At 47.4% G+C, this 13,381-nt stretch carries 14 protein-coding genes; 9 read left to right on the top strand and 5 right to left on the bottom strand.

The features are described from left to right. Positions 1-6: 6 nt before the first annotated feature. Both hydE and C234_RS0106270 read right to left on the bottom strand, forming a co-directional pair. A complete protein-coding gene (gene hydE, locus C234_RS0106275) occupies positions 7-1,062 on the bottom strand; it encodes a [FeFe] hydrogenase H-cluster radical SAM maturase HydE (protein ID WP_027325066.1) in 1,056 nt (351 codons plus the stop codon). Then, positions 1,043-2,512, bottom strand: a complete 1,470-nt coding sequence (locus C234_RS0106270) for a monomeric [FeFe] hydrogenase (protein ID WP_027325065.1) — start codon at positions 2,510-2,512, stop codon at positions 1,043-1,045. The genes hydE and C234_RS0106270 overlap by 20 nt, the downstream gene beginning before the upstream one ends. Positions 2,513-2,725: 213 nt before the next feature. Between C234_RS0106270 and C234_RS18010 the strand changes: the two genes are divergently transcribed. Beyond that, positions 2,726-3,007, top strand: coding sequence for a PepSY domain-containing protein (locus tag C234_RS18010; RefSeq protein ID WP_052001874.1), 282 nt, complete (start codon positions 2,726-2,728; stop codon positions 3,005-3,007). Further along, on the top strand, positions 3,004-3,429 hold the full coding sequence (locus C234_RS18005) for a PepSY-associated TM helix domain-containing protein (RefSeq protein WP_051290181.1): 426 nt from the start codon (positions 3,004-3,006) through the stop codon (positions 3,427-3,429). Before C234_RS18010 ends, C234_RS18005 begins: the two co-directional genes overlap by 4 nt. A 77-nt stretch (positions 3,430-3,506) precedes the next feature. Here C234_RS18005 and C234_RS0106260 read toward each other — a convergent pair whose 3' ends face one another. Both C234_RS0106260 and C234_RS0106255 read right to left on the bottom strand, forming a co-directional pair. Next, complete coding sequence (locus C234_RS0106260; RefSeq protein ID WP_051290185.1) at positions 3,507-4,250, bottom strand: murein L,D-transpeptidase catalytic domain family protein; 744 nt, start codon at positions 4,248-4,250, stop codon at positions 3,507-3,509. A 43-nt stretch (positions 4,251-4,293) separates the two neighbouring features. Then, positions 4,294-5,325, bottom strand: a complete 1,032-nt coding sequence (locus C234_RS0106255; protein WP_027325063.1) for a L,D-transpeptidase — start codon at positions 5,323-5,325, stop codon at positions 4,294-4,296. 691 nt (positions 5,326-6,016) lie between these two features. Here C234_RS0106255 and C234_RS0106245 point away from each other — a divergent pair. The 5 genes from C234_RS0106245 (at position 6,017) to C234_RS0106225 (ending at position 11,659) form a co-directional block, all read left to right on the top strand. Next, positions 6,017-6,289, top strand: a complete 273-nt coding sequence (locus tag C234_RS0106245; RefSeq protein WP_027325061.1) for a co-chaperone GroES — start codon at positions 6,017-6,019, stop codon at positions 6,287-6,289. 43 nt (positions 6,290-6,332) lie between these two features. Then, positions 6,333-7,970, top strand: a complete 1,638-nt coding sequence (gene groL / locus C234_RS0106240) for a chaperonin GroEL (RefSeq protein ID WP_021645973.1) — start codon at positions 6,333-6,335, stop codon at positions 7,968-7,970. Positions 7,971-8,425: 455 nt separating this feature from the next. Next, the gene (locus C234_RS0106235; RefSeq protein ID WP_027325060.1) at positions 8,426-8,644 is read left to right on the top strand and encodes a winged helix-turn-helix domain-containing protein; all 219 of its coding nucleotides are present in this window, start codon (positions 8,426-8,428) and stop codon (positions 8,642-8,644) included. A 263-nt stretch (positions 8,645-8,907) separates the two neighbouring features. Beyond that, positions 8,908-9,966 (top strand): BamA/TamA family outer membrane protein, encoded by a 1,059-nt coding sequence (locus C234_RS0106230; RefSeq protein WP_428829119.1) that lies wholly within the window; start codon positions 8,908-8,910, stop codon positions 9,964-9,966. Beyond that, positions 9,953-11,659, top strand: coding sequence for a phosphoethanolamine transferase family protein (locus tag C234_RS0106225; RefSeq protein ID WP_027325058.1), 1,707 nt, complete (start codon positions 9,953-9,955; stop codon positions 11,657-11,659). Before C234_RS0106230 ends, C234_RS0106225 begins: the two co-directional genes overlap by 14 nt. Here C234_RS0106225 and C234_RS0106220 read toward each other — a convergent pair. Then, entirely contained in the window at positions 11,653-11,955 is a 303-nt protein-coding gene (locus tag C234_RS0106220) for a hypothetical protein (RefSeq protein ID WP_027325057.1), read from the bottom strand. The genes C234_RS0106225 and C234_RS0106220 overlap by 7 nt on opposite strands. A gap of 61 nt (positions 11,956-12,016) precedes the next feature. Between C234_RS0106220 and C234_RS0106215 the strand changes: the two genes are divergently transcribed. Both C234_RS0106215 and C234_RS0106210 read left to right on the top strand, forming a co-directional pair. Beyond that, a complete protein-coding gene (locus C234_RS0106215) occupies positions 12,017-12,982 on the top strand; it encodes a DnaJ C-terminal domain-containing protein (RefSeq protein WP_021645978.1) in 966 nt (321 codons plus the stop codon). 16 nt (positions 12,983-12,998) lie between these two features. After that, on the top strand, positions 12,999-13,313 hold the full coding sequence (locus tag C234_RS0106210) for a chaperone modulator CbpM (protein ID WP_027325056.1): 315 nt from the start codon (positions 12,999-13,001) through the stop codon (positions 13,311-13,313). The last annotated feature ends 68 nt before the right edge of the window (positions 13,314-13,381 follow it).

Below are 13,381 nucleotides of genomic sequence, written 5' to 3'. Positions count from 1 at the left end.
TAATGGTTAAGTGTTTAGCTGTTTTTCTGTTATAAAATCTCCTCTTTCGGTCGATATTTCGTAGCCGATAGATTGCAGTTGCTTTCGCAGCATTGCCAACCCTTCGGCTGATTCCGCCCCCAATGAGGCTTTGTCGTTGTAGAGTTCATATTTTTTTCGTTCTTCCGGCGGAGAAAGATTGGGCATCAAGACATTAGCTCCCGCCAATATGCCCTGTTCCCTTCCATTGGCGGCCAGTGTGGCTAAGGCTGTAGTGGAGGGTATTAAAGCCGGCGGATGCATCAGGCGGAAAATGGATAACAATAGCAAGGTTTGTTCCATCGTTCCGTTGGCACATTCGGCAAAGGGCGTGTCATGATGCGAAAGGAAAGGGCCTATTCCGATCATCTCCGGACGCAATTTTTCGATGAAATCTATATCCTGAAGCAGATGCTCTGTGGTTTGTCCGGGACTGCCCACCATGATACCCGTACCCGTTTGAAATCCTATTTCTTTCAAATCATGCAAACATCTCAGTCGCCGGGCAAGTGACATCTCTGCCGGGTGCAGTTGACCGTAATGCGTTTCATCGTATGTTTCATGTCGCAGCAGGTATCGATTCGCTCCTGCCCGAAAGAAACGTTCGTAGGCTTCGCGAGACCTTTCACCTAATGACAATGTAATGGCGCAGTCGGGATAGCTTTCCCGTATGGCGGCAACTGTTTTTTCTATCCGTTCATCCGTCAGGGCGGGGTCTTCTCCTCCTTGCAATACAAAGGTGCGGAATCCTGTCGCATATCCTTGCCGGCAACAATCCAGTATTTGTCGGGTACTTAACCGGTAACGCTCCACTTTCGGATTGCCTTTCCGGATGCCGCAATAGTAACAGTTGTTCCGGCAGCAGTTGCTTACTTCGATCAGCCCGCGGATATAAATCTTATTTCCGAATTGCCGTAAACTTACTTCCCGCGCTTGCTCGTTGATATAGCGCAGGGTTTCAGTGTCGCAGTGAGTCAAGAGTTGTCGGAACTCTTCCCGGTTGAGTGTTCTTTCCTTTTTTAATTTATCTACCCATTGTTTCATACGTATCTTTTCGCTTCGCGAGATCTTGCAGCAGCTGGCGGCGTCCCGAAACGATGTCGTTGTGTGTGCAGGGGCCTGTTATACAACCGCCTTCGCAAGCCATGACTTCTATAAATTGCGCGGAAGCTTTTCCTGTCTTAGCGGCGGCTCGCAATAACGCAATGTTCTTCTTGCTCATATCCGATACCTGTATGGCGTTGATTTTATCGGCTTCGTCTTTTAAATAAGCCTTTACCGCCCCCATTACTCCTCCGGCTTGCGCAAAACCGTGCGCTTCGCGTACGGAAGTATGCAAGACGGAGAAAGGTTGAGCTTCTTTAAGTTCGATACCCAATCCGTCGAATATAGAACCTATTTCTTCGAATGTAAGAATAAAGTCGACCGCTTCGTCGCGACGAACCTCTTTGCGTTTAGCCACGCACGGTCCCACGAACACTATTTTTGCGTCGGGGTGCTTCTCTTTCGCGATGCGTGCGGCATAGTACATCGGCGATCCCGTAGAAGACACATAAGGACGAATGCCTGAAACGTGCTTCTCTACCAACTCGATGTAAGACGGACAGCAGGAAGTCGTCATAAAGGCTTGTCCTTCCTCTAATTTCTCTACCAGTTCGTGCGCTTCGTTGCTGATGGTCATCATCGCTCCTTCGGCAACCTCTATTACGTCGGCAAATCCTATTTGTTTGAATGCGCCGTATACTTGTTCGATGGATGTATTGAACTGTCCCAAAATGGAAGGCGCGATAATCGCCACCATCTTTTCTCCTTTGCGAATGCCCTGAAGCACGTCAAAAGTCTGCGAAATTTCGAAGATTGCTCCGAACGGACAAGCGTTGATACACTTCCCGCAATAGATACATTTACTTTCGTCGATGTGTTCGACACCCTCTTCATCTTTGCTGATAGCTTTCACCGGACATGCTTCCTCGCAAGGTACAGGGATATATACGATGGCGTGGTAAGGGCAGCTTTTGTGACAGATTCCGCAACTGATACATGCGTCGTGATCAATCGTCGCCTGACCGTTCTTTTTGAAGTGGACGGCTCCTTTCGGACAATTCATATAGCAACTCCGAGCTACGCATCCACGACAGAGGTTGGTTATCTCATAATTAATTTGTATGCAGGAAGAGCAGGCTTCATCGATTACACACAGTATGTTCTCTTTGGTAATCTCTTCCCGTTTCAATGCCTGACGGGCATATTCGGACAATGGGGTCAACTCGTCATGTTCGTCGCTCATGTCGAATCCCATCAGCGGAAACGATTTGTATTTCCATACAGCGCGTTCTTTGTGCACGCAGCAACGTCCCATGTGTTTGGACTTTTTAGGAGTCAGTTCCAATGGCAGGCGGTCTATTTTCTCTATCAGTTGTTCGTCTTTCCAGAGTCTGACAAGGTCGGCCAGCAATTTGTGCCGGACAATCATAATATTATTCGTAAATGCCATATCTAAATTAAGAGGTTTTTTCGGCGCAAAGATACTAACTAGTTTGCTGATAAACGAATAATCATTAAAAATGATTATAATTTCTTCCTTTATAAAGTTTTTCTTCGTTTAAATACCTACATCCGGTTATTGACTGATTCTGAACGTATGCTTAAATTTGCGGTTTTATTTTTGTAATAAGGAAGCCGTATATTAATAACAGGCAGCGTTATCGTGGGATACAGCGTGCTTGCCTTTTTTATCGCACTCATTGCCGGACTGACATTGTGGTGCCCGCCGCAATGGACCCGGAGAGCGCTTATGCAACGCTTGACGATGAAGCGTCTTTTTACTTTCCCCCGTTTGAACTTCGATTTGCACCGCATTTTAGGCTTTTATGCTTTTCTGCCTTTATTTGTAATTTGTTTCACCGGATTGATTTTTAGTCTGGGATGGTTTAACAAATCCTTTTATGCAATAGTCTCTCCGGTGGCGAAAGCTTGCAGCCGAATATGATTCCTGTTTCGGATACCTTACAAACTTCTTCACGGGTAGTAGAACCTTTAGACAGCCTTTTCTACCGGTTGAAAGCGGAATCGCCCGAAGCTAAAAAACTTTCCTTTTCGCTGCCCTCGAAGAAAGACGGCGTGTTCAGGGTAAGTGTGGGGCATCGGCGCGGTTCCCGCTCCAGGACAGATTATTTGTTTTTCGACCGTCATACGTTGAAGCCGTGCAAAGGCTCCGGTCCTTTTACCGGCAAGTATGAAGACGCCTCTGCCGTTCATAAGCTCAGGAGGATGAATCTCGCACTGCACGGCGGAAGCATATTGGGGTTGTTCGGTAAATCAATCATGTTGCTTGCCAGCCTGATAGGGGCCTCTCTGCCAATAACGGGCTTTGTCATCTGGCACAGGAAAAATCGGAGAAAAGCGCGATAGACAGTCGGTTTTAAGATATGATCAGGCACTTGTTTCAATCCTTAAAAGGCGGGAGCGGATATTATAAAGGCAAGATTCTATTGCTGTGGATGGGGGAATTGATTCCGTGTCAGCAATCCTGTCTGCTGCAACCCTTTCAGGATACTGCTTTGTGCCATATAATCCTGATTGTTGGCATAAATGAACATGACGCTTCCTCCTTTGATCGTATTGATGATGGGCTTTGTGATGGCTTGCGGCAGGGCAGGACATCCGAAGCTTCTTCCCAATCGACCCGCAGAAGCCGCCACGGAAGGGTTGGCATAAGCTGCTCCATGTACCACGATTGCCCTCTCACGGGCTTTGTCGTTGATGCCCTTCTCCAATCCGTTCAATATCAACGAATAACCGTTTTTCCCTTGATACGTATGTCCGGTGAGATAGAATCCGAGCGAACTTTTGTATGAACCGTATTTATTGGAAAAAGAAGTAGCGTAGTTTTCTCCGCTGTTTCTGCCATGGGCCACAACAGAACTGAATACTAACTTTTTCTTTTCCATGTCGAAAACGAAGAGACGTTTCTCGGTAGAGGCTTTGGTGAAATCGATAAGCGTCAGAACCGGTTTGCTTTTTTCTTTGATTCGCAGATATCCCGCCACTGCTTGGCGGAAAGCCACGAAATTTACCACGCCTCCCAATTGCATCTCCTCGAAAAGTTGTTCGCCCGCCGCCAGTTCGGAACCTGTGCCGGACAATACCGGAGCGGGTCTCATCGCACGGGTGGAAATGTTTCCTGATGGAATGAGAAGAAATATCAACAATATGAGAGAAACTTTTCGCATGAATTCTTTTTTCTGAAAAATAATGCGGCAAAGATAACGCTTTTTATTCCAAAACAAAAATAATCGTCTCATTTACAGGCGCCCACTCGAAAATAAATTTAGCGTGTGAAGTGGCATTCCGCACGCACATGTGCGAACGGGGAGTCGTTCCCAACGAGTGGCTATACTCTATTTCCGCCGTTCGGGGAAGCTGAACGGGTACGCCGTGAATGTATGCTCCGTCCGTGAATCGGCTGGCATAAGGAGCATATCCCGCAACTTCCGGAGAGCCGTCTTTTAAATATATCATTTTTCTTTTTTTCTCTTGTAAGACGAACATGCCTATCGGTGTCTTTTGTGCATACGGCGGGCGGTATCGTCCCGTAGTAGAAGGATTCATACTCCGTATCGTCCACTGTGCACGGCCTATGCGTTCCAGCGTAGCGATGTTCTGGTTGTGGCGGTCGACGAAAATGGCTCGGTCAAAAACGATGGAGTCGCCGATAAGCTTGACATATTTTTGTGGAACCATCCAGACGTCTCCGGTGTGTATGGGTTCCATTTTCATGAAACTTCCTTCGCTTGCGAGAAAGCGGGTCAGCTCTCCGTCCTGCGCGTAGCGTTCGGGCGTCAGCGTATCCGTGAGTTCGTATAGCGGGACGGACTGATACCTTTCCGTGCCGAACGAATCCGCTATCCGTTTGTACGAATTTCTATGAAACTTTTTCACCAGTGGCGCCTCTCCGTTGCGGTTCTTGTAGTTTTGAAGTATCGCCCATTGCCGGGGTTCCGACTGTATGTTTTCCAATAACGCGAGTTTTTCTTTTATTTTCTCCCACTGAAAGCGGCGGGTCGTGTCTTTGTACGGATAAATGCTGTCTAATGTATATTGGTCGTATAGCAACTCTTTGCCGATTTTTATTTCGCCGGCTTCTACTTCCTTTATTCGGGCGGCTTCGGTTGCGGCAAGTGTATCTTGCCAGGAAAGCGGTTCTTTCTCCTGTTTTTCGGAGCCGTTTTGCCTGTCAGGCAGTAAAGAGCAGGAACTGTAAAAGTAAGCGCACAGTAATATTCCGGCAAATGTCAGTTTGTTCATAAGGAGACAATTTGTTTGTTTTTAGGTGCGAATATACAGTATTAAAAGGAAATAACAGTATATATCGGTTTAAAAAAGAGATGTTTTTGAGGAGTAACCAAAGTTGTTTTCATTTACTGAAAGAGTAGTGCGCTTGTTATTAAGTTTTGGTTTATCGATCCAAACAGTACAGAGCGTCGGTAGAGGCAGACAAGACGGAGGTTAAGTTCGTGTGCCCTTTCGACAAGGCACAGCACATTGCGTTGAAACACAACGGATTTGTTTGCCGAAGAAAAACACGGCGGACTCTGCCAAAAAAGCCCGCGGGCTTTGAAAAAAACACGGCGGGCTTTGAAAAAAAGGCGGCGGGCTTTGAAATGAAAGGCGGCGGGCTTTGAAAGCAAACACGGCGGGTTTTGAAAACAGACTTCCAACCACCCTCGTCTACGGGCCTTTGTGTTTCGAATCCGGTGCGGATGTCCCTGAGATGAGGTGCGGAAATCTTTGTAATGGGAGTTTGCCGGCTTTGCATGAAACACGGCGTTTGCATGCTCGGTTGTCTGCTTTGCGTCATTTTGTCAGTCTGCTCCTGACAAATTCCTTCTTTATCGTTTTGGCACGCTTTTCGCAATCTCTTCTGCGTCCTGCCCGATTGATAAAGGCAGTTTGTTATTATCATATATGTATAACTTTAAAATATAACAAAAGCATTATGAACATTAAACCATTGGCAGACAGAGTGCTTATTCTCCCTGCACCTGCGGAAGAAAAAACGGTTGGCGGTATCATCATACCCGATACGGCAAAAGAGAAACCTTTGAAAGGCGAAGTTGTGGCGGTAGGTCACGGTACGAAAGACGAAGAGATGGTATTGAAAGTGGGCGATACGGTTTTGTATGGCAAATATGCCGGAACGGAACTCGAAGTGGAAGGTTCGAAATACCTCATCATGCGTCAGAGCGACGTACTGGCAGTCTTGGGTTAATAATCAAATCAATCATAAATAATAAAAATCGTACATAAGTATCATGGCAAAAGAAATATTATTCAATATCGACGCCCGCGACCAGTTGAAAAAAGGTGTCGACGCATTGGCAAATGCAGTTAAAATAACACTCGGCCCGAAAGGACGTAACGTGATTATCGAAAAGAAATTCGGCGCTCCGCACATCACAAAAGACGGTGTGACCGTGGCTAAAGAAATAGATTTGGCCGACGCATATCAGAACACAGGCGCTCAGCTGGTGAAAGAGGTAGCCTCCAAGACAGGAGACGATGCCGGCGACGGTACTACCACAGCTACCGTTCTGGCTCAGGCTATCGTATCCGAAGGCTTGAAGAACGTTACTGCCGGAGCCAGCCCGATGGATATCAAACGCGGTATCGACAAGGCTGTTGCTAAAGTGGTGGAATCTATCAAGGCGCAATCTGAAAAAGTGGGCGACAACTACGATAAGATTGAACAAGTGGCTACCGTGTCTGCCAACAATGACCCGGTGATCGGCAAACTGATTGCGGACGCAATGCGTAAGGTTTCCAAAGATGGTGTAATTACCATTGAAGAAGCGAAAGGAACGGATACTACCATCGGTGTGGTAGAAGGCATGCAGTTCGACCGCGGTTATCTGTCGGCTTATTTTGTGACCAATACCGAGAAGATGGAATGTGAGATGGAAAAACCTTACATCCTCATCTACGATAAGAAGATCTCGAACCTGAAAGATTTTCTGCCTATCCTTGAGCCTGCCGTTCAGTCGGGTCGTCCTCTGTTGGTGATTGCGGAAGATGTAGACAGCGAAGCGTTGACAACTTTGGTTGTAAACCGTCTGCGCTCTCAGTTGAAGATCTGTGCAGTGAAAGCTCCGGGCTTCGGCGACCGTCGTAAAGAAATGCTGGAAGACATCGCTGTCTTGACCGGCGGTGTGGTAATCAGCGAAGAAAAAGGTCTGACACTGGAACAGGCTACACTCGAAATGTTGGGTACAGCCGACAAGGTGACGGTATCGAAAGACAATACGACAATTGTGAACGGTGCCGGTGAGAAACAGAACATCAAAGAACGTTGCGAGCAGATCAAGACTCAGATCGGCGCAACCAAATCCGACTACGACCGTGAAAAACTGCAAGAGCGTTTGGCCAAACTGTCGGGTGGCGTAGCGGTTCTTTACGTGGGTGCCGCTTCCGAAGTGGAAATGAAAGAAAAGAAAGACCGTGTGGACGATGCGTTGCGTGCGACTCGCGCGGCTATCGAAGAAGGTACTGTGCCGGGTGGCGGTGTGACTTACATCCGCGCTATCGATGTTATCGACGGAATGAAGGGTGAGAATGCCGATGAAACGACCGGTATCGAAATCATCAAACGCGCCATTGAAGAGCCTCTCCGCCAGATTGTGGCCAATGCAGGCAAAGAAGGCGCCGTAGTGGTGCAGAAAGTTCGTGAAGGAAAAGGCGACTTCGGATACAATGCACGTACCGACGTTTATGAAAACCTTCATGCGGCGGGAGTGGTAGACCCTGCCAAAGTGGCTCGCGTGGCTTTGGAAAACGCAGCTTCTATCGCAGGAATGTTCCTGACTACGGAATGCGTCATCGTAGAGAAGAAAGAAGATAAACCCGAAATGCCGATGGGCGCTCCCGGAATGGGAGGCATGGGCGGAATGATGTAATATCGCCCCTGCGGTTTAATTAAACAAAGAAACAGGCTGCCTCATCGTGTACTTTGAGGCAGCCTTATTTTTAATTTGCCGGTTTCAACCATGATAGTTCCCTTGCTTTAGTTTGCCTGCAAACGCGCAACGTTTTTTTCAGCCTGCTTATCCTCCTGTCTTGTCTCAGTAAATAAAAGGTCAAAATAGCTTAGAGAGCAAGATAATCAAACTTTTATTTCATTACTTTTTTATTTTCCGGATAAATCTTTTTTATCTATTCAAATTGACGCTCTTTTCCGGACTTTGTTTGTTATTTGTCTCTTTGTCTTACCGTATTTCCTTTTTAAATATGTTAAAAGGCCTTTTTTGAGAACTTTTCAGTGTAATTGAACAAACTAATAATGATGCTGATTTGTTCTTTTTTTATAGAGTATTCTATAATTATTTTTCTTAACCTTTTAATTTTTCTGACTATGAATAAAAGTGAAATAGGCTTTAATGCAGGAAAAGTTTGGCAATTATTGTGTAATAATCAAAGGTGGACTTATGCTGCCCTGAAGAAGGCATCCGGCTTGGATGATTTGGCATTAGGGGCTGCCATAGGCTGGTTGGCTCGCGAAGATAAAATAGAGATTTATCAGAATGATGACGATCTTTACCTTTACCTGTATGTAAATATCTATATCGGCTGATGCTGCGCTTGGTTGAATCTGAAAAGTTAAAAAAGGGGAAAGGAGATGCTAAAATATCCGTAATATGATTGTGATAGGAAGTTTCAAACTAACTTTGTATGCTTAAAGTGGTCTTCTTATTTCTTGATATGGGTATTAGATTAAACAAACAAATACTTTCTGTATTACTTATTTGGGGGCAAGCGGCTATACATGCGTCAGCTAATTCTGTTCCGTCCGAGTATCCGTTGTGCGTTGACGGGAAAAGCATATCGGACACGGTTATGACAAAATATGGCCCCTTACGAAGACTGTTCGACTATTTTGAGGAAGCTAATAAGGAGAAAAAAGATAAAGCGTTCGATTTTAGCGTGATAGCCGGTCCTCATTATTCCGGTGATACGAAATTTGGGATTGGCATGGTAGCAGCCGGCTTGTACCATACCGACCGCAACGATACGATTCTTCCTCCTTCCAATATTTCATTCTATGGCGATGTCTCCACAATAGGCTATTATCTTTTGGGAGTGAGAGGCAACCATTTGTTTCCGCATGATAACTACCGCCTGAATTATAATCTTTATTTCTATTCTTTTCCCGGACTTTATTGGGGAAGGGGCTACGAACACGGAGCGAACTCGGAGAATGAAAGCGAATACAAACGCTTGCAGGCTCAGGTGAGGGCAGACTTTATGTTTCGGATATCGAAAAAGCTGTATCTGGGACCGATGATTGTATTCGACCATGTCTCCGGACGGGATTTTGAGAAGGAAGAATTGCTGGAAGGAATGGATCTGCGTACCACCAACGTCGGTTTCGGACTCTCCGTTCTTTATGACTCCCGCGATTTTCTGACCAATGCTTACAAAGGATATTATCTGCGCATTGACCAACGGATCAGTCCGTCGTTTCTAAGCAGTAAATACGCTTTCGGAAGTACCGAGTTTACGGCTTGTTCTTATCATACTGTATGGAAAGGAGGAGTGGTGGCGGGGCAATTCCACACCCAATTGAACTATGGAGAGGTTCCGTGGGGACTGATGGCAACGCTGGGCGGCGCCTATTCCATGCGCGGATACTACGAAGGTCGCTATCGGGACAAATGCGCGATGGATGCACAAATCGAGCTTCGCCAGCATGTATGGAAACGGAATGGAGTAGCGGTGTGGATGGGGGCGGGAACCGTTTTTCCCGCATTTTCCGGTTTGCTTGCCGGGCACGTGCTGCCTAATTACGGCATAGGCTATCGGTGGGAATTTAAGAAAAGAGTGAATGTACGTTTGGATTTAGGGTTTGGCAAGCATCAAACCGGATTTATATTTAATGTCAATGAAGCTTTTTAAGAAGATAAAAAAACGGTTCGAAAGTCAGGAGCATTTGTTTTATCTGTTTCTGATCGTTTTGATTACGCCCAACATCGCGCTTTGCTTTACAGAGCCGTTGCCTTTGATGGCGAAGTTGTGCAACGTATTGCTTCCGTTTGCGTGTTACTATTTGGTGATGACTTTGTCGCGCAATTGCGGCAGAACGTTTTGGTTGCTGTTCCCGTTTGTTTTTCTGGGAGCTTTCCAGCTTGTGTTGCTCTACCTGTTCGGGCAGTCGATTATCGCCGTGGATATGTTCCTGAATCTGATGACTACCAATCCGACGGAGGCGATGGAGCTTCTGAACAATCTTCTGCCTGCCATTGTGATGGTGGTGATACTCTATGTGCCCGCTTTGGTATTGGGAACTGTTTCTATGGTCCGTAAACGCCGGCTGCCGGCTGCGTTCATAAGCCGCGGGCGGAGACGGGCCTTGCTGCTTCTTTGCGTTTCGCTCTTGACACTCGGCGGAGCCTATCTTCAGGATGAGAGGTATGAACCGCAGTCGGACTTGTATCCCGTGAACGTATGCTATAATATCGGGCTTGCTTTTCAGCGGAATGTCCGGACGAAGAACTATCACCGGACGTCGGAGTCGTTCACTTTCCATGCCCGATCGACACACCCTGAAGATGAAAATGAGGTGTATGTGATGGTGGTGGGCGAAACTGCGCGCGCCTTGAACTGGCAATTGTACGGATACGAACGTGAGACGAATCCGTTGCTTTCCCGCCGCGAAGGCTTGGCGGCATTCCCTAAAGCACTGTCGGAATCGAACACCACGCACAAGAGCGTACCCATGTTGCTTTCGTCCGTCACGGCACACAGCTATGATTCGATCTACCGGCAGAAAAGCATTGTCACCGCTTTCAAAGAGGCGGGATACCGCACGGCATTTTTCTCCAATCAGCGTTACAACCATTCGTTCATCGACTTCTTCGGCATGGAAGCCGACACTTCCGTCTTTGTGAAAGAGGAAGCGAATGCCGGTATTGCATACAATCCTTCGGATGACGTGCTTCTGGAAATGGTGAAGCGTGAGCTGGACAAAGGCGCAAAGAAGCAGTTTATTTTGCTTCATACGTACGGTTCGCATTTCAATTACCGCGAGCGTTATGCTGCCGATGAGGCTTTCTTTACTCCCGATCATCCTGTGGATGCCGAAGTGAAATACCGTTCGAACCTCATCAACGCCTATGACAATACCATCCGGTATACCGACAGGTTCTTATCCCGCCTGATCGGGTTGTTGGAGCATCGGCGTGTCGACGCGGCATTGCTCTATACTTCCGACCACGGCGAGGATGTTTTCGATGATTCCCGCCGGCTGTTCCTACATGCCTCTCCCGTTCCTTCTTACTATCAGCTGCATGTACCTTTCCTTGTCTGGATGTCGGAAAGCTACCGGGCGGCCTATCCCGCCAAGTGGACTGCTTTGGCGGACAACCGCCTGAAAGACGTTTCTTCAAGCAGTTCGTTCTTTCCCACCATGCTCCACATTGCCGGGATAGAGACTCCTTACCGGAGCGATTCGCTGTCTGTGGCAAGTACTGCCTATACGATGAAGCCGAGGGTGTATCTGAACGATCATAACGAACCTCGTTCGCTGCAATATCTGGGAATGCGGAAGGAAGATTTCCGGATGCTGCAACAGAAAGGAATCCGTTATTGATCCGCCTGCCGGTCAACCTTTCGTTTTGTTGTCGCGAAGCCCTGCCTCATGCTAATGTTGCTGGAGGAGGAGTCCGGCCAACCTTCCGTTTTGTTGTCGCGAAGCCTTGCCTCATGCGAATGTTGCTGGAGAAATAAGTCTGGCAACCCTGCCGCTTTTTTATCACAAAGCCGTACTTCATGCTGATTTTTGTGGGAAAGAAGAGCAGCCGCGCCTCTCTTCTTGCTGTCATAAAAGTCGTCTGATAAGGATGTGCCGGATGGAGGAATAGCATTAAATAGTGCTAAAAGCCGCATCTAAACTGCTGATTGGCTTGTTATTTGCATATATCGCGTGAACGATTAAATAACATTAGATATGGCTTATATAGATTATTATCAAATTCTTGGGGTGGAGAAAACCGCTTCGCAAGGTGATATAAAGAAGGCTTTCCGTAAGTTGGCCCGCAAATATCATCCCGATTTGAATCCCAACGACCCAAGCGCAAAGGATAAGTTCCAGCAGATCAATGAGGCCAACGAGGTTTTGAGCGATCCCGAAAAGCGCAAGAAATACGATGAATACGGCGAGCATTGGAAGCATGCCGATGAGTTTGAGGCGCAGAAGAAAGCCCGGCAAGAGGCCGGCGGCTTCGGCAGTGCCCGGGATTTCGGCGGTTTCGGCAGCGGGGCGCGAGGGTTTACGGACGGAAAGGGAACTTACTGGTATTCGTCCGGAGGCGAAGGATTCGAGGGAAACAATGCCGGGGGATTTTCCGATTTCTTCGAATCCATGTTCGGAAGCCGTGGTAAGAGAGACGGAAGCGCCGCAGGATTTCGCGGGCAAGATTATACTGCCGAGCTTCATCTCTCGCTTCGCGACGCTGCACGCACGCATAAACAAATACTGACTGTCAACGGCAAGCAGGTGCGTATCACCATTCCCGCCGGGGTAGCCGACGGTCAGGTCATCAAATTGAAAGGCTACGGAGCCGAAGGAATAAACGGAGGTCCTGCGGGCGACTTGTACATCACGTTCGTCATTGCCGCTGATCCGGTGTTCAAACGACTGGGCGACGACTTGTACGTAGATGTCGAAATCGACCTCTATACGGCTGTGTTGGGCGGCGATACGGTAATCGACACGCTCGACGGAAAAGTGAAACTGAAGGTAAAACCGGAGACTCAGAGCGGAACGAAAGTTCGCCTGAAGGGCAAAGGTTTTCCGGTTTATAAGAAAGAAGGGCAAACGGGCGATTTGATCGTGACTTACTCTGTCGGGATTCCTACCAACCTGACCGAGAAACAGAAAGAATTATTCCGCCAGTTGCAGGCTATGAACTAAAAAAGAATGAAACGCTATGCAGACCGAATTGATCATTGTCAGTGAATATTGTCAGAAGTGCCACATCGAGCCTTCGTTTATTGATATGCTGAGGGAAGGCGGGTTGATCGAGACACGCATCGAAGGCGGAGAGCATTATCTGCTTTTGTCTCAGCTTCCGGAAGTGGAACGTTACAGCCGGATGTATTACGACCTTTCCATTAACATGGAAGGTATCGACGCTATCCACCATTTGCTTCTCAGGATAGAGGAGATGCAACGTGAAATAGACTCGCTTCGAAAGCAGCTCATGCTTTACAGGAGCAGGGAAAGGGAAGAAGCAGACCGGTAGCGGACGAAGATTGCCTTCCTTCTTGCCAAGAATCTGTTCTGCGTTGCCGGCAGATGGAAACGGTGAAA

The organism is Bacteroides pyogenes DSM 20611 = JCM 6294 (assembly GCF_000428105.1).
GTDB classification, from domain to species: Bacteria; Bacteroidota; Bacteroidia; order Bacteroidales; family Bacteroidaceae; genus Bacteroides; species Bacteroides pyogenes.
Note: the sequence above shows the minus strand (reverse complement) of the source record. Positions and strands in the feature narration are given on the sequence as shown.

What these genes read in the sequence shown, in the direction of transcription:
- hydE (WP_027325066.1), bottom strand. Translation starts at nt 1,062, where the DNA reads ATGAAACAATGGGTAGATAAATTAAAAAAGGAAAGAACACTCAACCGG.
- C234_RS0106270 (WP_027325065.1), bottom strand. Translation starts at nt 2,512, where the DNA reads ATGGCATTTACGAATAATATTATGATTGTCCGGCACAAATTGCTGGCC.
- C234_RS18005 (WP_051290181.1), top strand. Translation starts at nt 3,004, where the DNA reads ATGATTCCTGTTTCGGATACCTTACAAACTTCTTCACGGGTAGTAGAA.
- C234_RS0106260 (WP_051290185.1), bottom strand. Translation starts at nt 4,250, where the DNA reads ATGCGAAAAGTTTCTCTCATATTGTTGATATTTCTTCTCATTCCATCA.
- C234_RS0106255 (WP_027325063.1), bottom strand. Translation starts at nt 5,325, where the DNA reads ATGAACAAACTGACATTTGCCGGAATATTACTGTGCGCTTACTTTTAC.
- C234_RS0106245 (WP_027325061.1), top strand. Translation starts at nt 6,017, where the DNA reads ATGAACATTAAACCATTGGCAGACAGAGTGCTTATTCTCCCTGCACCT.
- groL (WP_021645973.1), top strand. Translation starts at nt 6,333, where the DNA reads ATGGCAAAAGAAATATTATTCAATATCGACGCCCGCGACCAGTTGAAA.
- C234_RS0106235 (WP_027325060.1), top strand. Translation starts at nt 8,426, where the DNA reads ATGAATAAAAGTGAAATAGGCTTTAATGCAGGAAAAGTTTGGCAATTA.
- C234_RS0106230 (WP_428829119.1), top strand. Translation starts at nt 8,908, where the DNA reads ATGACAAAATATGGCCCCTTACGAAGACTGTTCGACTATTTTGAGGAA.
- C234_RS0106225 (WP_027325058.1), top strand. Translation starts at nt 9,953, where the DNA reads ATGAAGCTTTTTAAGAAGATAAAAAAACGGTTCGAAAGTCAGGAGCAT.
- C234_RS0106220 (WP_027325057.1), bottom strand. Translation starts at nt 11,955, where the DNA reads ATGCGGCTTTTAGCACTATTTAATGCTATTCCTCCATCCGGCACATCC.
- C234_RS0106215 (WP_021645978.1), top strand. Translation starts at nt 12,017, where the DNA reads ATGGCTTATATAGATTATTATCAAATTCTTGGGGTGGAGAAAACCGCT.
- C234_RS0106210 (WP_027325056.1), top strand. Translation starts at nt 12,999, where the DNA reads ATGCAGACCGAATTGATCATTGTCAGTGAATATTGTCAGAAGTGCCAC.